General features: G+C 49.6%; 21 protein-coding genes. 12 read left to right on the top strand and 9 right to left on the bottom strand.

The window, feature by feature from the left end; translation table 11 throughout:
- Positions 1-71 precede the first annotated feature (71 nt).
- A complete protein-coding gene (locus FCL47_RS19415) occupies positions 72-488 on the bottom strand; it encodes a cytochrome c3 family protein (RefSeq protein ID WP_136815378.1) in 417 nt (138 codons plus the stop codon).
- 69 nt (positions 489-557) lie between these two features.
- Positions 558-1,310 (bottom strand): 4Fe-4S dicluster domain-containing protein, encoded by a 753-nt coding sequence (locus FCL47_RS19410; protein ID WP_136815377.1) that lies wholly within the window; start codon positions 1,308-1,310, stop codon positions 558-560.
- A gap of 516 nt (positions 1,311-1,826) precedes the next feature.
- On the opposite strand from FCL47_RS19410, the gene FCL47_RS19405 reads away from it, so the two are divergent.
- From FCL47_RS19405 to FCL47_RS19390, 4 genes are read left to right on the top strand one after another with little or no spacing between them, the layout of a single operon-like run.
- On the top strand, positions 1,827-4,361 hold the full coding sequence (locus FCL47_RS19405) for an ABC transporter ATP-binding protein/permease (RefSeq protein WP_136815376.1): 2,535 nt from the start codon (positions 1,827-1,829) through the stop codon (positions 4,359-4,361).
- Positions 4,324-4,836, top strand: a complete 513-nt coding sequence (locus tag FCL47_RS19400; RefSeq protein WP_136815375.1) for a cyclic nucleotide-binding domain-containing protein — start codon at positions 4,324-4,326, stop codon at positions 4,834-4,836. The genes FCL47_RS19405 and FCL47_RS19400 overlap by 38 nt, the downstream gene beginning before the upstream one ends.
- A gap of 3 nt (positions 4,837-4,839) precedes the next feature.
- Positions 4,840-5,259, top strand: a complete 420-nt coding sequence (locus FCL47_RS19395) for an ATP-binding protein (RefSeq protein ID WP_136815374.1) — start codon at positions 4,840-4,842, stop codon at positions 5,257-5,259.
- Positions 5,260-5,284: 25 nt separating this feature from the next.
- Positions 5,285-5,629: an STAS domain-containing protein gene (locus FCL47_RS19390; RefSeq protein WP_136815373.1), complete on the top strand. Its 345-nt coding sequence runs from the start codon at positions 5,285-5,287 to the stop codon at positions 5,627-5,629.
- Between the two features lie 75 nt (positions 5,630-5,704).
- Here the strand turns inward: FCL47_RS19390 and selD are convergent, their stop codons facing one another.
- A complete protein-coding gene (gene selD / locus FCL47_RS19385) occupies positions 5,705-6,757 on the bottom strand; it encodes a selenide, water dikinase SelD (protein ID WP_255580780.1) in 1,053 nt (350 codons plus the stop codon).
- Positions 6,758-6,870: 113 nt separating this feature from the next.
- Between selD and FCL47_RS19380 the strand changes: the two genes are divergently transcribed.
- Positions 6,871-7,104: a hypothetical protein gene (locus tag FCL47_RS19380; RefSeq protein WP_136815371.1), complete on the top strand. Its 234-nt coding sequence runs from the start codon at positions 6,871-6,873 to the stop codon at positions 7,102-7,104.
- A gap of 45 nt (positions 7,105-7,149) precedes the next feature.
- Here the strand turns inward: FCL47_RS19380 and FCL47_RS24615 are convergent, their stop codons facing one another.
- Positions 7,150-7,320, bottom strand: a complete 171-nt coding sequence (locus FCL47_RS24615; protein ID WP_167496577.1) for a hypothetical protein — start codon at positions 7,318-7,320, stop codon at positions 7,150-7,152.
- Between the two features lie 682 nt (positions 7,321-8,002).
- Between FCL47_RS24615 and FCL47_RS19375 the strand changes: the two genes are divergently transcribed.
- From FCL47_RS19375 to FCL47_RS19360, 4 genes are all read left to right on the top strand, one after another.
- Positions 8,003-9,064: an extracellular solute-binding protein gene (locus FCL47_RS19375; protein ID WP_136815370.1), complete on the top strand. Its 1,062-nt coding sequence runs from the start codon at positions 8,003-8,005 to the stop codon at positions 9,062-9,064.
- 88 nt (positions 9,065-9,152) lie between these two features.
- On the top strand, positions 9,153-10,229 hold the full coding sequence (locus FCL47_RS19370) for an ABC transporter ATP-binding protein (protein ID WP_136815369.1): 1,077 nt from the start codon (positions 9,153-9,155) through the stop codon (positions 10,227-10,229).
- Positions 10,230-10,231: 2 nt separating this feature from the next.
- Complete coding sequence (locus FCL47_RS19365) at positions 10,232-11,089, top strand: ABC transporter permease (protein WP_136815368.1); 858 nt, start codon at positions 10,232-10,234, stop codon at positions 11,087-11,089.
- On the top strand, positions 11,086-11,946 hold the full coding sequence (locus FCL47_RS19360) for an ABC transporter permease (RefSeq protein WP_136815367.1): 861 nt from the start codon (positions 11,086-11,088) through the stop codon (positions 11,944-11,946). The genes FCL47_RS19365 and FCL47_RS19360 overlap by 4 nt, the downstream gene beginning before the upstream one ends.
- Before the next feature lie 190 nt (positions 11,947-12,136).
- Here the strand turns inward: FCL47_RS19360 and FCL47_RS19355 are convergent, their stop codons facing one another.
- Positions 12,137-12,898, bottom strand: a complete 762-nt coding sequence (locus FCL47_RS19355; RefSeq protein ID WP_136815366.1) for a GNAT family N-acetyltransferase — start codon at positions 12,896-12,898, stop codon at positions 12,137-12,139.
- Between the two features lie 311 nt (positions 12,899-13,209).
- Here FCL47_RS19355 and FCL47_RS19350 point away from each other — a divergent pair, with 311 nt between their 5' ends.
- Positions 13,210-13,368 carry a BFD-like (2Fe-2S) protein gene (locus FCL47_RS19350; RefSeq protein ID WP_136815365.1) on the top strand — a complete coding sequence of 53 codons (159 nt, stop codon included), beginning with the start codon at positions 13,210-13,212 and terminating at the stop codon, positions 13,366-13,368.
- A gap of 329 nt (positions 13,369-13,697) precedes the next feature.
- Here FCL47_RS19350 and FCL47_RS19345 read toward each other — a convergent pair whose 3' ends face one another.
- The 4 genes from FCL47_RS19345 to FCL47_RS24465 form a co-directional block, all read right to left on the bottom strand.
- Positions 13,698-14,606 carry a radical SAM protein gene (locus tag FCL47_RS19345; RefSeq protein WP_136815364.1) on the bottom strand — a complete coding sequence of 303 codons (909 nt, stop codon included), beginning with the start codon at positions 14,604-14,606 and terminating at the stop codon, positions 13,698-13,700.
- On the bottom strand, positions 14,606-17,131 hold the full coding sequence (hrpB, locus tag FCL47_RS19340; RefSeq protein ID WP_205747377.1) for an ATP-dependent helicase HrpB: 2,526 nt from the start codon (positions 17,129-17,131) through the stop codon (positions 14,606-14,608). Before hrpB ends, FCL47_RS19345 begins: the two co-directional genes overlap by 1 nt.
- A gap of 521 nt (positions 17,132-17,652) precedes the next feature.
- Positions 17,653-19,215, bottom strand: a complete 1,563-nt coding sequence (locus FCL47_RS19335; RefSeq protein WP_136815363.1) for an LssY C-terminal domain-containing protein — start codon at positions 19,213-19,215, stop codon at positions 17,653-17,655.
- Between the two features lie 32 nt (positions 19,216-19,247).
- The gene (locus tag FCL47_RS24465) at positions 19,248-19,415 is read right to left on the bottom strand and encodes a hypothetical protein (protein WP_153306383.1); all 168 of its coding nucleotides are present in this window, start codon (positions 19,413-19,415) and stop codon (positions 19,248-19,250) included.
- 373 nt (positions 19,416-19,788) lie between these two features.
- Here FCL47_RS24465 and FCL47_RS19330 point away from each other — a divergent pair, with 373 nt between their 5' ends.
- The gene (locus FCL47_RS19330) at positions 19,789-20,298 is read left to right on the top strand and encodes a hypothetical protein (protein WP_136815362.1); all 510 of its coding nucleotides are present in this window, start codon (positions 19,789-19,791) and stop codon (positions 20,296-20,298) included.
- Between the two features lie 43 nt (positions 20,299-20,341).
- Positions 20,342-20,771 (top strand): ATPase, T2SS/T4P/T4SS family (locus tag FCL47_RS19325; protein ID WP_167496576.1); only part of this gene is annotated, 430 nt, incomplete at its 3' end.

The following is a 20,771-nucleotide window of genomic DNA, read 5'->3' as shown; positions in this document are numbered from 1 at the left end:
CTTCTCCTTCAACGTAAAAGGTCGTTCCATAAAGAATCCCGAATCGTGCAAACCTATCGGGGTGGGTCGGGTCAGTGTGCTTTTTTGCCAGCTGCAGCATCACCCTGCAGGCGGTCAGATCCACGTACGCCGATATGACAGGCCGTGCAACGCGTATTGGAAGCAAAGGCGGTGGAACCATCATGACAGGCACCGCAGTAACCGCCGTCATAAAGTGTGGCCATGGTGAAATCATCGTTCTCCTGCGCTGCCCCCGCCTCCATCTGAAACAGCTCATCATGGCAGGAGTCGCATTCAAGTCCACCCTCCATGGTATGCACTTTATGATCAAAAACGACCGCTTTGACAGGCTTCTCCCACACAATCGGGTCTTTAGGGCCATAGGTGTCTTCGTCATAATCCTCCGGCACCGCTTTATCAGCAGCAAAGAGCAAGGCACCGGAAAACAGAACTACGCCAACAACGACAAATACAAAAACTTTCTTCATTTTTTCTCCTCCATCGCATCTTCACTTCCCCTGTCCTCTGGACCGGGAAAGCGGAGAATATACTCCGGCTCAGGAATTTATATAAAATACATTCGGAACGGCGCCTGTTTCCGGACGAAGCACCCAAACCATGGTATCCGGCGCATGCACCAGCTGAAAAACTCTGCTCTTCGGATCGGCTAAATTGCCGAAGACTCGTACATCAGCCGGGCATGCTTCGACACAGGCTGGATTCGTCTCCCCTTTCGATAATCGCGACTGCAGACAAAAATCACATTTATCGACAGCTCTTGTTTCTTCCTTGAAATATCGGGCATTATAAGGACAGGCAGCCATACAGGTTTTGCAGCCGATACAACGACTCGGATCCATAACAACAATGCCGGTTTTTTCATCTTTCCACGTTGCCGTTGTCGGACAGACCCGTACGCACGGCGGTCGATTACAGTGGTTGCAGAGAACTGGTACAAAAATCGTCTCGGACTTATCCTCGCCAAGAGAGCGGCGTTTTTCAAGAATGGTCGTCCTGAAGCCGTATGACGGAACATGATTAGTCTTGACACAGGCCTCTTTGCAACGCTCGCAGTCGATACAGAGGTGTTCTCTCAGGACCATGCTGTAATGTGGATTGTACGGGTACGTGCCAGCCTCTGGAACAACACCTGCAGCATGAGCATTTTTAACAGAGATCAGGGATAAGATACTTCCTCCGAGATACATGCCGGTGACGGCCAGACCAATCTTCAGAAACCTCCTGCGCTCAGCCGAAGAAAGGGTACTGAGATCTTCACTTTCCATCTGTTCTAAATCATCAATTTTCATAACTGGAGCCTCTTAAATTTCAACAAATCTCAATGCTCGATATACAGCCAGGGTTGTTTTTCCATATACCTCAATAAACTCTCGATCATTTTTGCTCGACAATTACATCAGGTAATGCAACCGGGTTTGTCACCACCAAATCGCCATTCTTATAAAACGACCAATTAATGGAATAAACAGCGACAAAATACAACAAAAAAAGACTTTCCTGACAAACACAAGACTCACAAAAAGCCCTCAATGGCCTACAGGTACTACATATGTCCATTTTTCGCATATGTCTATAAGCATTTAAGCATATTCTTTATAGCAAAAAAGATCCAGGAGAAAATGATAGAAAAAATTGTCAAACCAGCTAATGGCAGAAGCAACAACCGCTATAAAGACAGGCCGGATGAAGGGAGATGCTGCCCAAGTGAAAAAGTTACTCTGTACTGGACATGGGACCGGAATGCTTTACAATCTTAGCCATATTGAAATGTCACACATTAACCGCCCAGCCACGAAGGAATACCAATGAAGCAGGACCAGGCAGCTTCCCCTATTACCGAGAAATCCCTGTTCTACTGGGTATTCAAGGACAACCTTAAGCTTCAGATAATTTTATTGGTTATTATCATTGTGGTCGTTTTTGCCCGAGTTATTCCCCTCGAAATGCAGAAAAGAATCATAAATGATTCTATAGCATTACAAAATATCAAAGGCCTTTTTCTCTATTGTGCTATCTATATAATCGCCATCACTCTGGCGAGCGGGCTGAAACTGGCTATCAACTATCTCCAGGCTGTAATCGGTGAAAGAGCCATCACCACCATGCGCAAGGAGCTGTATCAGCACATTCTCACCCTGCCGCTTGGCTTTTTCCGCACAACGCAGCCGGGTATGGTGGTCGCCTCGCTCATGACCGAACTGAGTACGGCCGGAACCTTCGCCGGCATGGCCTTTGCTGTGCCGGTCACCAATATCCTGACCCTGCTGGCCTTTGCCGGATATCTGCTCTGGTTGAACCCCAAACTCGCAGGAGCCACCCTGATTATCTACCCGATAGCCGTTTTCGTTATTCCCATCCTGCAGAAAAAAACCAATGAAGCCAATAAAAAAAGGGTCGATCTTTCTCGCACAACCTCCAACCAGATCGCAGAATCCATATCGGCAATTAACGAAATCCAAATACACGGGGCATACAATCAGGAAGGGCGAAAATTTAATTTTCTCGCTGAACAGTTACAGAAAATCAGAATCCGCTGGTCGCTTTTCCGCTTTGGCATCAAAACGACAAACAATTATTTTGTCGGCCTTGGTCCTTTTGTAATTTTTATCTTCGGTGGATATCTGGTAATGCATGGTCAACTTGCCCTCGGAGCTATGGTTGCCTTCTTATCCGCCCAGGAAAAGCTATTTGATCCCTGGAAGGAGTTGATCGATTTCTACCAAACCTATCAAGACGCTTCGGTGGGTTACACCCGTACCATGAGTTATTTTGATGCGCTCCCGGAATTCTCGCTGGAACCGGTCGAAACGGCAAGCGAACCCCTGATTGGGCGCCTGGAGGTAAACAATCTCATCTACGACACACCGGACGGGCATCGACTGTTAAATGGCATTTCCTTTGCTCTTGCTGCCGGGGAACACCTGGCTGTCGTCGGTTATTCCGGGGGGGGGAAAAGCACGCTCATCCAGGCCATCGGCAAGATGTTTAACTATACCTCCGGCAATATCCAGATTGACGGGCATGAACTGTCCACCCTGCCCAAGAAAGAAATAACTCGAAGCATCGGGTACATCTCCCAGTCCCCATTCATCTTTACCGGATCAATTGAAGAGAACCTGCTCTATGCCTATATCGCGGCGATGGAGGCCGTGGCGGCACCTCCTGCCGATGAAATAAAAATTGACCTCGACCGGATGATTCTTGTCCTCCAGCAGGTCGGACTTTTCGTCGATGTCATTCGCTTCGGACTCGACAGTCTGATTGCCCCCGACGACGAAGAAATTGCCGAGAAGCTGATCGCTATCCGCCAGAGATTTCGTGAAAAATTCGGCGAAAAACTTGCCGATTATGTCGAATTCTACAACCAGGACAACTACCATATGAACTCGAGCGTTGCGGAAAACATAATCTTCGGCAGCATTACCAATAAAACAGCTGACTATAATCTGTTGCCAGAAAACCCCCGTTTCCGCTCTTTTCTTCAGCAGGTGGACCTCCTCGAACCACTATTTTCTCTTGGCATTGAACTCGCCGGACAGGCAGTCGATATCCTGGCCGGTGTCGGCGCCGTTGATCTGTTTTTTCAAAAAAGTCCCGTCCCTGCCGACCGACTTGAGGAATGTGAAACTATTCTGGCCCGTTTAAAAAAGAATCCGTTCTCTTCGCTGTCACCGCAAAATCAAACCTTTATCCTGTCTCTGGCCCTGAACTTTACTCCGTCCATTCATACCATGAGCCGCCTGCCGCATACGCTCAAAGAGACTATTCTCTCGGCCCGCAAGGTCTTCCCGGAGTGGTACCAGGCGATTGCCCCGGACCTCTTTACCTCATACTGCGAGACATGCTATATTCCCGGGGAGTCAATTCTGAACAATATATTTTTCGGCAGGACCAGGCCGGGGCTGTCCCAGGCCCAGGATATTATCAACCAGTCGATCATGCACCTGCTGGTGGAAGAAGATTTTCTCGAAAAAATTGCCGCCTTTGGCCTGCAATTTCAGGTGGGAACGATGGGCGACCGACTTTCGGGGGGACAGAGACAAAAACTCGCTATCGCCAGAGTCCTCTTAAAACAGCCAAAGATCATTCTCATGGATGAAGCAACTTCGGCTCTTGACAACAAATCCCAGGCCAGAATTCAGCGCCTGATGACCAGTCTATGGAAACGCAAGCGGACCGTCATCGCCGCGGTTCATCGACTGGACACGATAGACTCTTATGACAAAGTTGCAGTGATGAAGGCGGGAAAACTTGTTGAGTTCGGGACCTACAACGAACTCATTGACCAGAAAGGAATACTCCATGAGCTCATTTACGGCCGAAAACAACCAAGTCCCTGAGATGCAGCAGAATCTGGAACTTCTGCAGGAAGTTCCTTTCTTTGCTAATTTCCCCGCCAAGGCACAGAAACTCCTGGCTTTTCTTGCAGAAAGAGCCCTGATTTCTCCCAACGACATCCTTTTTGAGGAAGGTGACGACTACGGACGGGCCTACCTTATCCTCGAAGGGCAGCTGACCCTGCTGAAACACCATGATAAAAAAAATATCACCATCCAGCACTATGCCAAAGGCGATTTCATCGGATTCCTCTCCCTTCTCGGAGCAATGCCCGCCCTCTTTACTCTGCGGGCGGCAACAAAGACTACTGTCTTGATCATCAGCCGCAAACACTTTTCAAAAATCCTGGAACAATTCCCCGAAACGACAAACCTTTCTTTGAATGCCCTGTTAAAAGAACTGTATGAGTGGGAAAGAAAGAACATCTACGAGGCAGGACAATGCTGCCTCGAAAAAACCGGAGTAACCGCACTCTAAGACATGAAGACTTCATTCCAGATACATAACGACCTGGCGGAACTGGACACCCTGCTTGAGCAGCTGCAGATTTTGCAGCAAAAATGGTCTCTTCCTAAAAAATGCTTATCCGAAATCAATCTTATTCTTGACGAATTGATTACCAATGCCATCCAGCATGGTGGCGACAAAAAAAACTATCCAATAGAGGTTACTCTTGCCAAAACAGGCAGAGAGCTGACAATAGAAGTCGTCGATGCAGGGCCGCCATTCGACCCGACCATCAATGCCCTGCCCGACACGTCTCTCCCCCTTGAACAGAGGCAGTGCGGTGGTCTCGGTATTTATCTGGCGAAGAAATTCTGCGACTGCTGGCATTATTCCAGGTCGAATAACGAGAACGTTCTTATCTTACAAAAAACATTACCCAAGGACTGCGGGTAACCGCACGGCACCTGGAGCATACACTATGAAAACAACAATAACCAAAGAGAACAACGCCGTCATCTTTTCTCTCAATGGACGCCTTGATTCCAATTCTGCACCACTCTTTGAACAGGAACTCCACGAATTCATGACCGCACCGAGTGCACATCTGGTTTTTGACTGCAACAAGCTCGACTATATTTCCAGCGCTGGATTGCGGGTTATCCTGAACATCGCCAAAGCCTATAAATCGGGCCAGTTCCTCTTCAGCACCTGTGCCATGCAGGAGCATGTCCAGGAAGTTTTTGAAATTTCCGGATTCGACTCATTTATAACCATTTACCCTTCGGTTGATGCATCACTGGCCGTCCTCAAAAACCAGCAATAGGCTACACAGATCTACAGAGCCGAGGTGGCGGAAAAACAGTTAGGCAACGCAGTGTTTTGATCAGCACTTGTTGTGTCACTGAACGGTTATACCGACACCGCTGTCATCAACCTCACCGATTTTTACAGCTACAGTCATGCCGGCAGCATGCAGGTCTGAAAGGAGGCGTTGTGCCTGCTCCCCGGGCAGAGAAAGCAGCAAGCCACCAGAAGTTTGCGGATCGTAAAGAAGTTCTTCCTGCGAGGGCTGCATCGAACATTCGACGGCAAGGGGATATCTTGCCACCAAAGCTCTGTTGGCTTTATTGCTGCCGGTTGTCTGCCCTTTCCGGTACATCTCCTGGGCCCCCGAATAAAAGGGCAGCGTACTATAGTCGAGAAAAGCATGGACGCCACTGCCAACAGCAAGCTCCACCAGATGTCCGAGAATACCAAACCCGGTGATATCGGTACAGGCATGCAAATCGTACTGGAGCGCCTTTTCCATAGCCGGGCCGTTCAAAGAAGCGACGATTGGCAAAACCGACTGCTCAAGCTCGGCGCCGCTGAATTTACCAGCTCGGACTGCGTTAAAAAGCACCCCTGACCCAAGTGGTTTCGTCAAAATCAGTGCGTCCCCGGGCTTTGCTCCGGCATTGGTTATAATCCTGTCAGGGTGAACAATTCCATTCACACAAAGACCGTATTTGGGTTCATTATCGTCAACGGAATGACCGCCCACCAGACAGGCCCCGGCCTCGACAACCTTGTCGTTGCCCCCCCGCAGGATATCCTTGAGAATCCCCATGTCCAGATGACCAGTAGGAAACATGACCAGGTTCAAGGCGGTAAGGGGCTTGCCGCCCATGGAGTAGACATCGGAGATCGAGTTCGCGGCCGAAATCTGCCCAAACCAGTAGGGATCATCGACCGGAGGTGTGATAAAATCGACAGTGTTGATCATGGCCACGTCGTCGGAAAGACGGTATACCGCAGCATCATCGCTCGTCTCTACACCTACCAGCAGATTTTCATCACGCCGAAAAGCCAAGCCCTTGAGTGCGTCCGACAGATCCGCCGGACCGATTTTGGCCGCTCAGCCACAGGTCCTGGCCAAGCCGGTAAGTGTTTTCTTCTTAAAAAACCGCATTACTCTTTGCACCCCCGTTGAGAAATGATAAATTCACCCGTTAATTTGCCACGTTCAGGATCAATACGAAAAAGACCTCTCCCTCGTATATGACGATGTTTCACGACGCCATCATGGATAATAAACAGATTATGAAAGGGGGCAAGATCGAATCCTGTTCCCTGTCGACATCAGGCGAAAAGAAAGGCTGTGCAGCGCAGTCTCTGATCAAAAGACTCATTACACAGCCTGAAAAAATCATCGCTCGGAAAGCCCGCCTCTTTTTCTGTCGGCCGGACCGTGCGCCAAACGCTGAAGATAGTACACCCCCCCAAAAAACTCGACGGGTGCATCTCTGCACGACCTAAGTTTTCCTGGAAGAGCCACAAGAAAACTATGACTAAGTCAACAGGTTACCAGCGTTCTGTTCCAATAATCTGGTTGACATCCTCACATGTCTTTTTTTCCTGCTCAGAGAGATTTTCCAGTTTCTTTTCATTTAAGTGCTGAGGATCAACTGTGCAGACGTACTCTTTTCCTTTCTCATCATTTACCCAGGCCATCGAGCCATAGTCACCTTTCATTGTCTTACCTCTTATATTTATGTGGTTATATTCGCGAAAACCCACCACCATTATTACTCCGATACAACGCGGCGGGCAGATTAGGAAGTCCTAACTTCCTCAAAGAAATAATCTAAGTTCAAACAGCGAAGATACAAGTTCGATTCTATGACCAGGGCGTTTTTTGCCTGTAATCCGCCCACCCGGAATGAACGCACTAAAGCAACATGAATTTGCCAGGTTTTCCTTGATTTACTGATATATCCGGAGTAATAACTAAGCAGGCATACCAGTAGTTTTCGTGCCGCAGAGGAAGCTGCAAAAGTTCAGCAATTTTTTTTAAGGAAATGCCTGCAGGAGCAAATGCAAACGTTCACTGGAACACCTTAAAAGACCGCATAACCCCCGGATGTGTAACCGTTAATCCAGTGCTCCAGGTTCGCTGAGGCAGGCTCCTGAGCTATAATTGGTTAGGAGAAGGGGCCTGATCGGACGAAGATGGGGTGCTGATGAACGGTTACGGAGCAAATCGATGCTGTTTCGCAAAGACCTCCGGAAAATCACGAAATAGTCTCAAGCATTAAATTTACGTTAGGATCTCTTCCTTTGTTCGAATGAGATTGCTCTGTCCTGTTCCAGCGAATAAAGTATTGCTGTCCCGATGTCAGGAAGCTGCTAACACACCACTAAAAGGAGAAATTTCATGAAGAAACTGCTTATCTTTGCGACAATTACAATGATGTGGCTGGTCACAACCGCCCAGGCTGCCGAGCCTCTGAAAATCCTCACCTGGAAAGGGTATGCCCCCCAGCAGCTGGTCGATAAATTTGAGAAAGAGACGGGGATAAAGGTAGAGTTGACCCTGACCAACAACGAAGAGATGATCGCCAAATTGCGGGCCACCCGCGGTGCCGGATTCGATCTGGCCCAACCGAGCCAGGATCGTATCTCCTCGGTCCAGGCCGAATTCAAAATCTATCAACCGATGGATTACAGCAAAATCGACAGCGCCCAGATCATTCCTTCGATGCTCGAGGCGGTGCAAAAAAACACCAAGGTGGGCGATGCCTCGTATGGTGTTCCCTTCTGTTATGGTACCTCAGGGCTGATTGTCAACACCAAGCTGGCCCCTGAAGCCAAAGATTATTCGGCGCTTCTCGATAAAGCCTATGCCGGCCGGATCAGCTACCGGCTGAAACGGCCAACCCTGATCGCTCTGGCTTTTGCCGGCGGCGACAACCCCTTTGCCAAATATGACGACCCTGCCGCCTACAAGAAACTGATGGACGGTGTCGCCGCCAAGATGATTGCGGCCAAACCCTACGTAAAAAACTACTGGTCGAACGGCGACGCCCTGCTGGAAATGATCCGCAGTGGCGAGGTCACCGTGGCCATGGGCTGGGACAACGGCGGCTGGAAACTGCATGCCGAAAACCCGGATATCGACTTTGTTGCACCCAAAAGCGGCGCGCTTGGCTGGATCGACACTTTTGCCATTCCGGCAAAGGCCAAGAACGTCGATGGAGCCTATAAGTGGATCAACTTCATCATGCGTCCGGAAAATGCCGCCGTCTTTTCCAATATGGAAAAATACGCCACCGCGTCAAAAGATGCCGCAAAATACCTGGATGCCGATGTCCGCGATAATATCAGCCGTTCATTCACGGCAGCCGATATCGACAACATCAAATGGTATCCGCCGGTTTCGGCAGAGATCGAGCAGCTTGAAGGCAAAATCCTCGATATGGTCAAGGCAGCGCAATAAACCCGTCATTTCGACTACCCGCCTGTTCTGCTTCTCTTCTTAAGAAGCAGTGCAGGTCGGGTCTTATTTTTCCTGCGTGGTTCATGCAATGGCCCCAGTTCTCGACATTCAGAATCTTAAAAAATGTTTTGGCAAATTCATAGCTGTCGACACCCTTAGTTTCCAGGTGGAGGATGGCTGTTTTTTTTCTATCCTCGGCCCGTCCGGCTGCGGCAAAACCACGCTGCTCAGGATGATTGCCGGATTTCAGACCCCCACCGAAGGACAACTGCTGATCCGCGGCCGGGATATGCACGCGGTGCCGCCCAACCGCCGGCCGGTTAACCTGGTCTTTCAGAATCTGGCGCTGTTTCCGATGATGAACGTCCGGGAAAATATTGCCTTTGGCCTGAAGCGCCAAAAAATAGCGGCAGCGGAAATAGCCCGGCGGGTCGATAGCATGCTCGAGCGTGTCCATCTCCCCGGCTACGGGGATAAAGATATTGCGCAGCTTTCAGGTGGGCAGAAACAGCGGGTTGCCATTGCCCGCTCTCTGGTCCTTGAGCCATCCCTGCTGCTCCTTGATGAACCGCTTGGTGCCCTAGATCTCAAGCTGCGGGAACAGATGAAAATAGAGCTGAAAAAGCTCCAGGCCGATGTGGGCACCACTTTTATGTATATTACCCACGATCAATCCGAAGCGCTGGTTATGTCGAACAGGGTCGCGGTGATGAATCACGGACGATTCGAACAGATCGATACCCCAAGAAATCTTTACAGCAACCCGGCCAGCCGGTTCGTTGCCGGTTTTGTCGGGGAAACGAATATCCTGCCGGTGCGTGTCACCTCCAGTGCCCCGCTGAAGGTGCAAACGACCTTCGGTCTTGAACTGTATGGAACCGCAGTGAGCCAGCCACAGGGCGACCAGCTCGACCTCTTTATCCGGCCGGAATCAATTATTCTTGACCCTGCCGACTCCATTGGCGATATCAACCTCTTTTCCCTTACGGTGCGCTCTATTCTCTTTGACGGCTCAAACACCAAGCTGCTGGCCACCATGGAGCACAGCGATTTTGAACTCACCGTCGCCCTGCCGCAAAATCAGCAGTTTAGCCATATCGGCAAAGGCGATACCGTCAAAGCCGGTGTCCATGCCGGCAGCTGCCGCTGTTACCCGAGGGGATAGGCATGAAGAACCACCTTCGCCTCGGGCTCTTTATTTTTCTCACTCCAGTGCTGCTGTGGCTCCTGTTGCTGATTATTGTTCCGCATATCGAACTGTTGATCATGTCATTGCACGGCAAAAACGATACCGGGGACATGGTCTGGACCCTGGCAAATTATCGCCATTTTTTCACCGAAGAGATCTACTGGTATACCTTTGTCCGGACCGCTCTCTATGCCATTATCGTAACGATTCTGACTTTTCTGGTAACCTTTCCGGTGGCCTTTTACATTACCAAGGTGGTCTCTCCCCGTCTCACCGGCTTTTTGACTATCCTGCTGCTGATGCCGTTCTGGGTCAGTGAGCTGGTGCGTGTCTATGGCTGGATGATCCTGCTGCGGGAAAGCGGCGTTATCAACCATCTGCTCGTCAGCACAGGGTTGCTCAAAGTGCCGGTGGAAATGCTCTATAACGATATCAGTATGCTGATGGGACTGGTCTACACCTCCATGCTCTTTATGGTGGTGCCATTGATCTCCTCTCTTGAGTCGATGGACGACAGCCTGATCGAGGCAGCCCATGATTTAGGGGCTTCGCCGACGACAATTTTCCTGCGCATCATCATTCCTTATGCGGCACCGGGCATAACTTCCGGCGCAATCGTCGTGTTTATGCTCGCACTCGGCAACTACCTGACGCCAAAACTGATGGGGGGCAAGAACTCACTCTGGTTTACCGAGCAGATCTATAATGAATTCATTGCCAGTTTTAACTGGAACCAGGGTGCCGCCTTCGGTTTCCTGCTGCTCGCCCTCAGTTCGATACTGATCTGGTCCGGTCTGAAAATAAGCAGACAACACTTAGGCAAGGCCCTGTCATGATCCGCACCCTTCCCCGGCAAAGAGGCTATACCACCGCCTTCCGAATCTATATTATCCTGTTTTACCTCTTTTTATTTGCTCCGCTGGTAATCACCTGCATTCTGGCCTTCAACGACTCAAACTTCCCCTCCCTTCCCTGGAAGGGGTTCACCCTGGACTGGTTTCTGGCCGACGGTCCTCAGCGCATCGGTCTGCTGCACGACAGCTCCAATATGAGATCGATCTGGGTCAGTGTTCAAACGGCCCTGTGGGTATCAATCCTGTCGGTTGTGGTTGGTACGATGGCCGCCTTTCTCTTTGAGCAGGAACAATTCCCGGGCAAGCAGGGGCTGTATTTTCTGGCCCTCACCCCACTGGTCATTCCCGGGGTTATCCTGGGAATATCCCTGCTGCTGACCGCCAATAGCCTCGGCATCTTTTTTGAGGACACTTTGGGCCTGGATATACCCTTTCTCCGCCCGAGTTTCTGGCTGGTTGTTTTCGGTCAATTCTCTTTTATCGCTACGTTCGTCCTGCTGGTAGTCTCAGCCAGGCTGAAAAAATTCGACCACTCTCTGGAAGAAGCCGCCCTCAACCTCGGCGCAACCAGGTTTGAGGTCATCCGCTTTATCACCCTGCCGTTTCTTAGACCAGCTCTGATTGGCAGCGGTGCGGTGGCCTTTCTGATGAGTTTTGAAAATTTTAACACCACGCTTTTTCTGGTCGGCTCCGAAACAACCCTGCCGGTTAATCTCTATCTTCAGGTGCGCGACGGCTCCACCCCGATTATCAACGCCGTATCCTTTCTGCTCATCGTCTCCACCTCGACACTTGCCGTTATAAATCTGATCATGACCAAACACGAAACCTCTGCCTAAACAGCCCGGCAAACTACTTCGGTGGAGCGGCCAGATCTGATGCACCGATACCCGCAATCAAACCACCTCTGTGCCCACACCAAATCATACTCCGGCAAGCCCCTTCTGCCTCAGAGGTTCGCAGGAAACATCTTCAGAAGAGCCAGGCTGTGGTCATTAGATGCTCCAGGGCGAATCTTGAATCGATGACTTATCCATTTCCATGCTTAATGGCCGCCAATATCGGATTTTTATGAACACGGCTCATTTCTGTAGCTCTAAACTGACTAATCTGAGCTAAGTAACTGTCATATTTAGCAATTAAAGAAGGTCGTATCATAACCTTCCCATCAGGCATTTCAGTCAAAATTTCCTTTTCAAGAAGACTCTCAATCGCAGGGTCAGCAAGATCTACCTTTATACCAGCAATAGCATAGTCGATGATAACATCGGCAATGGCATCTTTTTCAATCATTGACAACTGATTGAATGCCTGATGGTACGCAACTGTCCCGTTTGGCACCTTCTCAACAAACGAATTTGCCAAAAAAACTTCTTGTGGTGTTCCCTCATGGATGAGCTGAGAGTGGTTCCAAAAACCAAACCTATTGAAATAGGACAAAGTTCCAACAAGTACACAGCCTTTGCTACTCATAGATTTCAGTAAGGATAACCCATTCGTGACCAGAGCTGTGCCTATCCTGTTTCCTTGATATTCAGGCAGTACAGATATCGGGCCAAGGCCATGCCAGTTCGGTGTCCCATCTGAAATTGTAACTGACGAAAAGGCAATATGGCCAACAACTCGACCGTCTACTTCACATACAAGCGAGATGGTTAGTGCCGCATCAGTACGCAAATCATAAATGATAGCTGGCTCTGTTTGCTGACGTAAAGGATGACCCTCAAAAGCAGCCTTGGTGACTTCGGCAATCGCCTCAATGTCTGATGGTTTCTCACTCCTGATAATCAACTTTTTATCCTTTCATACGCATAAACATGCAGTACCGGCAGGTTTCCTCTAGGTTTGGCAATTCTGTAAATGTTGGGAGTTGCAAGCAGTTTCTGTTGGGAGGCAACGTATTTAACCTTAAGAAAGGTGTCCGACTGGCACCAAGTATCAAATATTTCCAGTTGGGTTTGTAATCTTTGAAAGATGGTTTGTCGAACAGATTTAATTGTGGGTTGGGGTGATTCGTAAAATAGCAACTTTCCCAGGTATATGCTAAGATTTGACGACTTACCGGTTACCACGATATCAAATTAATTTGAAGGTGCATCAGAATGTCGAAAGACCATATCTGCTACTGTTTTAACTACACCGAAGCAGACATTGAAACAGATATTCTTAAAAACAGAAAATCTACCATTGAAGAGCGCATTAAGGCTGAAAAAAAGGCAGGGGCCTGTGAGTGTGCAACTAAAAACCCATCGGGTAAATGATGTTTGGGTGATGTTCGCCGTGTAGTGAACAAGATTTGCGAAAGAGAAGGAATTACCCCACCTATAAATATTCCCTTAGTGTGAAAACCGTAAATTGATCTATGGCGAAGAGAAGGTTACGATTCTTCAGACGAAATTTCTTTAAGATGTAGCCTGTCATTAGCTTGAGATGCTTCCTGTTGTTTCGCCATTTTTTGTTGCCCAAACGTTCAATGGAAATTTGATTCGTTGATGTTTTTTTTCACTCTTCTGCTTTTACTATCCCTCTTCCCATGTAACCAAGGTGACCCCTCATTTTTCTTCGAGATTGATTACTACCAGGGAGCACCTTATCTGTGCCACTGGAATAGATTGGTTGCGGCAGCTTTTTGTAAGGTGTTCAAGGTTTCAGGGTTGTTGAATAACTTTTTACATAAGCTGCATTTACGATACGTCACAATATCCCTTGATTTCATCCCGGCAAACGAGGCGATGGGAGTGATACCCATGGTACGGATACAGTTATAGAGACTATTGTTTTCACTCTTGGTCAGCAACTGGTCCACCGACCAGTCGTTCAGGCTGCCGAGTCGGAAAAAGTTGGTGGAACTGAAATGGCTGCCCGCATCACAACAGGCATACATGGTCAGGTCCGGGGCCAGGTAAGGGTTCATCTGGCAGCAATTGTCCTGGTAATCGGTGAAAAGAGGTTGGTGGATGAAGTCCTCAGCCCGTCCTGCGTAGATAACCGGTTCTGGAAAAAACTTGACGTTGTTGTCCCGCAGATACTGTTCATAAGGTTCGTCCAGTTCTGAAAAATCAGTCACAAAAGAGATAAAGGAATCAACCCCTGCTTCCTGACAGGCTTTTAGCGCATAAAGCACCTGCTGTTTCGGCACATGCTGCTGATGCCACCTGCTGTAGCTCAGGCGCAGCTGGCACAGCCCGCATTGCTTGAGCAAGCGCAGTTTTTCTCTGGCCTGTTCGGGTGTTTTGGCCCAGTAGCTGTTGGTTACCACCCGACTATATATCTTTTTTTCTGAACAGAGATCGATCAGTTCCAGGAGGTCTTCCAGGTAGATAAAGGGCTCTCCTGCGGTAAAACTGATACCTGTTACCTCTGCCATGGCCATCTCGCGGATAATGTCTTTGGCGAGAGCAAGCTCCATTTTGCTGATAACGGGGGTCTCTCCTGCAGCAACGCAGTGGGAGCAGCGGATGTTGCAGCGGGTTGAGTAGCCGAAGGCGATTTTTCTCATCAGTTTTCCGATCGTTTCATGGTTTTTTTGGTTTGTCTGGTGGCAAGGGCTGTCAGGGGATCGTCCGGCCAAAAATGTTTGGGGTACCTTCCCTTCAGTTCTTTTTTTACTTCCGGGTATGTTCGCTGCCAGAAACCGGCCAGATCATGAGTCACCTGGATGGGGCGCTGGGCGGGGGAGAGGAGGTGCAGCAGGACGGGGATCCTGCCGGCACATATAGCCGGTGTGTTCTGGGTGCCAAACATCTCCTGAATGCGAACAGCAAGCAGGGGCGGTTCATCCTGCTGATAGCAAAGCCGTATTCTGGAACCGCTGGCCACAGTCAGGGTGGTTGGGGCAAGGCGTTCCAGTTGCTGCTGCTTTGCCCATCCCAGCATGGTCATAAATATTTCCAGCAGGTTCAGCTGTTTGAGCTGCTCTGCCTTGCTGATGCCAGTCAGATAAGGGGTAAGCCAGGAAAGATCACCGGACAGGTGGCTGTCGCTGAGATCGGGCCACGATTCATCGGGCTGCCACCTGTGGAGACAGTTTATCCTGGCCTGGAGTTGACGTGTTTCCTGGTCCCAGGGAAGGCAGTCTATACTCATGGTGCTGATGCCGGTCAAGAGGGCCTGGGTGACCTGGTCCGGGGATACCTCTTGTGCCGGTTGTTCTGCGACGACAATGGCACCCAGGCAGAGGCGATCCGCGGCAATGACTCGTGCCGTATCCTCATCCCAGTACACGGTAGTCGTATTGGTAAACAGGCTGCTATGCTGTTCTTGAAGTTCTGCAAGCGACAATGATGCGGCAAGAAAGATTCTTCCCTGCTTGCTGCCGGCGTCCAGATGGGGGGCGACAATGTATTCACTGGTCGAGAGTGGGTCAAATTCAGGGAGCATCGCACCACGGCCGGATGCCATAAGGTAATGTGCCTGCTGGCCCTGACGGCGGCGGGCAACCCTGTCAGGATAGGCAAAGGCCAACAGGATGCCCGCCATGTCCGGATCACAGGGTCTGCGCTGTTCGTGCATGCGCTGCAGCCAGATCCGGGCATTTCTGTCGACCCGGCTGCATGCTCCGGGATCACCTCCCCTCTCCATCACGGCAGCAGTTTTTTTCTGGCGCCACAGAAAGAGCAGGTGCAGCCTGTTCTGCAGATCAGCGGTTGCAGCATCGGCGCCGTGGGTCTGGATATCCCGTTCAGAGAGGAGTGCTGCCAGGTCACAGGCCAGTGCTGCCTGGCCTCTTTCTTTGCCCTTAAGCAGCATGTGGCCAAGCCGGGGATGTACACCAAGGTCAGCCAGTTGTCTGCCGGTTGCCGTTATCCTGCCGGCGCTGGTTACAGCATCCAGCGAACAGAGGAGTTGCCTTGCCTGTTGGTACCCCCCCTGCCGAGGCCGGGTGAGCCAGAGTAACTCGCCTGGGTCCCGGACTCCCCACAAAGCCAGTTCAAGAGCCAGTTGCGCGAGATCAGTGTCCACTATCTCCGGCGGGTGAAAGGGTGCCAGACAGCAGTGCTCTTCTTTGGTCCAGAGTCGCAGGCAGTGACCAGGGCCCAGCCGCCCTGCCCTGCCGGCACGTTGTTCTGCCACAGCTTTGGCAACGCGAACAGTATTCAGCCGGGACAGACCGCTGCCCGGGTGGAATTGAGGCCGTCGTGACCAGCCACTGTCAACGACGCAACGAATACCTTCAATGGTAAGACTGGTTTCAGCGATGGAAGTAGAGAGGATGATACGTCTGCGGCCGGAAGGATCAGGAGAAATAGCCTGGTCCTGTTCTTGTTGGGAAAGGCTACCATAGAGCGGTGCAATGACGGCGTTGTCGAGTGCCGGGTCATTTTTCAGCTGCCTGGCGACGTCTTTAATTTCACCTGCACCGGGCAGAAAGGCGAGGATGTCGCCTGGCTGTTCTCGCAATATACGCCGTATGCCTGCAGTTGTTATGTCGGCTGGTCTGCCGGTGGCCGGCTGCGGCAGATAGTCAATACTGACCGGATGGCTCCTGCCTTCTCCCGTGACCACCGGTACCTTGCCCAATAACTCGGCAATGGGTCCGGTATCCAGGGTGGCTGACATGACCAGAATCCGCAGATCTTCCCGGAGTTGGCAAAGATCCAGGCAAAGCGCAAGGGCCAGGTCTGCGTGGACAGAGCGTTCGTGGAACTCATCAAAAATGACCAGCCCGGTGTCGTGCAGCTCATTATCCGCCTGGATTCGCCTGGTCAGTATCCCTTCGGTAACTACTTCAATCCGGGTAGCCGGGGATACCTGCCGGTCAAAGCGGATCTGGTAGCCAATGGTTCGGCCGACCGGTTCTCCTAAAAGAGCCGCCATCCTCGCAGCTGCAGCCCTGGTTGCCAGCCGTCTTGGTTCGAGGATAAGTATATTTTTATCCTTGAGCCATGGTTCCCGAAGAAGCATCAGGGGGACAACAGTGGTCTTGCCGGAACCAGGCGGTGCCGCCAGTACGGCTGATCCGCTGCGGAGCGCATTCCTCAACTCAGGAATAATGGTGTGAATAGGTAATTGCGGCAGGTGCATTACAACACAAAGAAGGTAAACCTCGTTGTCGGCCTCTCTACAAGAGAGGAAAGCTTGGTTTGAAGTCAGTTGATACGTGCGGCCATTTCATTTGTCGGCAAGCCCATTGTACCAGCAGAACCATACCAGGCAAATCAATTTTTATGGAACGGGTGTAAGCCGAGGCGACGGGTGAATGGGTTTCAATGAAACGCGTGATGTCCTCCCGGTACTGCGAGCCCATCGTTTTAGTCAGCTTTTTTTTGAGAGATAGAGGTAATCCAAGATTATTTTTGCGAAGAACTTCAGCGATTACGTTAGGGGCTTTCTGAAGGACAACTATTAGCCTGAGGCAAATTAATGGACCTCCACGGTAGAGAGGAAGGCTACCATAAAAGAGATACTCAGAAAGATTTGTGCCAGCTAATAATAGAAAGCGATATGGTGTTGACCTTTTGAAGGGCAGGCACCTGTGCCTGCCCATGTGAAAATTGATGCGCGAAAATGTTTTATTGATTTATCACACGACCAAAGCAAGATTTTTATTGCTTTGCACTCTCTGATTCGCATAGCGGTGTGATGTTCGGTGTATCTCGCAAATCAAGCAGCCACAGGTGACCTCGAGTGAAGAATTGGTCACCCATAAGGAATGTTCCTATCGTTGGTGAAATGAGTGATTGCTGACAAGCAGCCGATGGTTTTCCAAAAAGTCCTAGAGATTTGACAAACTGTTCGGCAGCCGCGTCAACATCAGGCGATACCGTGTGGATAATTCCCCATCGAATCCCATCGTATTGTCGTGCCACACCGACAAAGATACTGTCCTGACCTATGCGGAATAAAGTTTTCCAGATTCTAACTGTAGCCAGTGCCGTGTCTCGGGTGTGCCGTTCAGGCTTCTCGAAAGCCAGATCATTAATCTGGTCGTTCCAGAAAGCCGGGGCGATCGGTGCTGTCTCGTAATCTAAACCATCTTTGATAAGTCGTAGTATGTTTTGCGGATTCGGTTTGTCCGCAGCCACCCATCCGGCTTGGTTGAGAGTGGTAATGAGCGCATCAGTGCTCTGCGCGACGATAGCAAATGCGAGTGGTTGCTCCGGCTCCCCAAGGAGGGTTGCTGTCCTGGATAGCTTATCGCCGTGCAGTAAAGCGACAAATTGTTTTTTAATTTGGATGATTGTTTCCGGGCGAGAAATTATGACAGGTAAAGTGCGGGTTGATGCATAGCCTGTGACCCCAATGCTCGCGATAGCCAGCAGACAGAACACCGCCACTTTCTGCCGCTGCTCGATCACTGTATTCCAATCTATCCGATCGTTGGCGCTGAGCCATTCAGTCACAATGATGCCGATGATAAGCCAAAGCGCTCCAACCAGATAGCCTGCCCAGACATCGCTTAGATAGTGCACACCGAGGACGATACGGCTCAGTCCGATAAGTAATACGAGTCCTCCGGCAGCGAAAAAAACGTTGACTCGAGTTTTCCATCTGTCGGTAGATCTGATTAAAAGATAGCCCATGAAGCCGTAGAAGGCGACGGAACCAGTAGCGTGCCCACTCGGAAAGGAGTAGGAAGATTCAATCAAAACTGCTTCAATCGGTCGCGGGCGCTGAAAAGCCAACTTCCCCAACGTGGTAAAGAGAGACGCCCCAAGACATGATACCAACAATCCCACAATTGCGTACTTACGGTTGAGAAGCCAAAGCAATAGGCTCATTACGAGAAGTAATGCTCCAACTATCAGTGGCTCTCCCAAGCTGGTGATCCATACCAATAGCGGAAGGACTGAAGGAGCGCGAAAAGAGGCGATCAATTGAGCAGCAGCATGATCAACTGATACGATGGAGTCGGAGGTGACAATGTCCTCGACTATTCCTGCAAATAACGCCAACACGTAGGTAAATGCCAGGCAGAGAACTGTCAGAGGGAGACCATTGAACTGTGAGCGATTGACACGATTGGCGAGGGAGCGAATACTTCTGGGATAACGGCGAATCAGCCGCTGCATATGGCTATTGTGCTCTAAAGCCTCTTTTATCGAGTGACCAAGAAGATGAAAGTGCTCAATCGAAGGAAGCAATGCAGCTATAAATTTGTCAATCATGAAATCTTGTTCTTGTAGCGAACATTCGCAAACTACCAGATATGGGTTAAGAAGCTATCAAAGCGTGTTCGTTCACGGTAGACGATACGAACGAGGATGACTGCAATGATGCCGGTAGCCATATCCACGGGAACAACCTCGAGGCCCTGATCAATAACACAGATAATGCAATGTACGCAGCCAAGGTTATGGGTAAGCACAATTACACCTTTTTCCAACCTCAGGAAATAGAAGACCATCCCTGACTATCGTTTTTTTGATGCTGCTCAGGAATAGTCTTTCCCCTACAGGTGTGCTCCCATAAAGAGGCTTACCAATAAAAATCTTGTAGGTTTAAAATTATATTCGAATCATTTTCTGTCCTAACTATTGGCCCATATCTGAGCGCTATTTGAGAAGTGGTTTCCTGTTTTCGTGAGCCACTTCTCTTTTAGAAAAAACAGTCCGCAAGCTCAAAACCAATTATTATCATAGTAAATTTTGTTAAATCACTTACAAACATTGTGAAATTGTTTTAACTTGGGCGGTTTAAGACAGCCTTTCAGTCAATAGATTATTTCCTGGTGGGAATTGATGAAAAATGAATACGGGGAATTTGTCTCACTTCTTCTGAAATCTGGAACAGTGAGTGAGACACAGGTAAAGCACGCTGCGCGAATACGGCAGAAACTGGCAACTCCGATTTCAATGGTCAATATCCTCAAAGACCTGGGATTCGTTACCGATGAACTGGTGCGAAAAGCGATGCTGGAGACCAGAATGTCCATCCGCATTGGAGAACTGCTTGTTGAGCTGGGACATCTGGCAGAAGACGACCTGACCGCCGCCTTTAATATCCAAAAAGAGAGGGAGACGGATCTCAAAATTGGTGAAATTCTGGTTAAATACAATTTTATCGATGAAAAGATATTTAACAGGATTCTTTCCATGCAGCTTGGATTTCCACTGATAGATGTAAATGTATCGCTTGTAGACAAACCTCTTTTCAACAAAGTCCCTATTAAAACAATTATTGAGTACCAGTTTGTTCCAATTAAAACCTCGGACGGTGTTGTTTTTTGTGGCTTTTGCCGATCCACTTGACAAAAAAAGTATCGATGTCGCAAATAAATTTTTGGGAGGCAAGGTGAGCCCCGCAATCGCCGAGAAAAAATCCCTGGGCGATACGATTAAATTGCTGACAAACCTGGCTGCCGGTAAAACCGTTAATGTCGACGCCAAAACGGTGGTCGGCATCGTTAACTCCATGATTATTACCGCAGTCAAAGAGGACTGCAGCGATATTCATATAGAGCCTCAATCAGATCGTCTGCAGGTCCGTTTTCGTGAAGATGGTGTTCTGCGTCATTATAAAGATTTTCCTGCCGATATCATCCCGACTTTGACGAGTCGAACAAAAATTATGTGTGGAGCCGACATAGCTGAAAAACGCCGGCATCAGGGCGGGCGGATCCTTTTCGAGTACGATGAGGGCAGTATTGATATTCGAGTGTCTTTTTTCGTAACCATACATGGGGAAAAGATTGTTTTCAGGCTGCTGAAGCAAAAACGAGAAC

The organism is Desulfopila sp. IMCC35006 (genome assembly GCF_005116645.1).
Lineage (GTDB): Bacteria > Desulfobacterota > Desulfobulbia > Desulfobulbales > Desulfocapsaceae > Desulforhopalus_A.
This window is presented reverse-complemented; position numbering and strand designations above follow the sequence as displayed.

Coding starts and splice junctions, on each gene's coding strand:
- hrpB (WP_205747377.1), bottom strand. CDS start 17,131: ATGCACCTGCCGCAATTACCTATTCACACCATTATTCCTGAGTTGAGG.
- FCL47_RS19330 (WP_136815362.1), top strand. CDS start 19,789: ATGAAAAATGAATACGGGGAATTTGTCTCACTTCTTCTGAAATCTGGA.
- FCL47_RS24615 (WP_167496577.1), bottom strand. CDS start 7,320: ATGAAAGGTGACTATGGCTCGATGGCCTGGGTAAATGATGAGAAAGGA.
- FCL47_RS19335 (WP_136815363.1), bottom strand. CDS start 19,215: ATGATTGACAAATTTATAGCTGCATTGCTTCCTTCGATTGAGCACTTT.
- FCL47_RS19395 (WP_136815374.1), top strand. CDS start 4,840: ATGAAGACTTCATTCCAGATACATAACGACCTGGCGGAACTGGACACC.
- FCL47_RS19390 (WP_136815373.1), top strand. CDS start 5,285: ATGAAAACAACAATAACCAAAGAGAACAACGCCGTCATCTTTTCTCTC.
- FCL47_RS19400 (WP_136815375.1), top strand. CDS start 4,324: ATGAGCTCATTTACGGCCGAAAACAACCAAGTCCCTGAGATGCAGCAG.
- FCL47_RS19360 (WP_136815367.1), top strand. CDS start 11,086: ATGATCCGCACCCTTCCCCGGCAAAGAGGCTATACCACCGCCTTCCGA.
- FCL47_RS19365 (WP_136815368.1), top strand. CDS start 10,232: ATGAAGAACCACCTTCGCCTCGGGCTCTTTATTTTTCTCACTCCAGTG.
- FCL47_RS19370 (WP_136815369.1), top strand. CDS start 9,153: ATGGCCCCAGTTCTCGACATTCAGAATCTTAAAAAATGTTTTGGCAAA.
- FCL47_RS19410 (WP_136815377.1), bottom strand. CDS start 1,310: ATGAAAATTGATGATTTAGAACAGATGGAAAGTGAAGATCTCAGTACC.
- FCL47_RS19350 (WP_136815365.1), top strand. CDS start 13,210: ATGTCGAAAGACCATATCTGCTACTGTTTTAACTACACCGAAGCAGAC.
- FCL47_RS19345 (WP_136815364.1), bottom strand. CDS start 14,606: ATGAGAAAAATCGCCTTCGGCTACTCAACCCGCTGCAACATCCGCTGC.
- FCL47_RS19375 (WP_136815370.1), top strand. CDS start 8,003: ATGAAGAAACTGCTTATCTTTGCGACAATTACAATGATGTGGCTGGTC.
- FCL47_RS19415 (WP_136815378.1), bottom strand. CDS start 488: ATGAAGAAAGTTTTTGTATTTGTCGTTGTTGGCGTAGTTCTGTTTTCC.
- FCL47_RS19405 (WP_136815376.1), top strand. CDS start 1,827: ATGAAGCAGGACCAGGCAGCTTCCCCTATTACCGAGAAATCCCTGTTC.
- FCL47_RS19380 (WP_136815371.1), top strand. CDS start 6,871: ATGGATAATAAACAGATTATGAAAGGGGGCAAGATCGAATCCTGTTCC.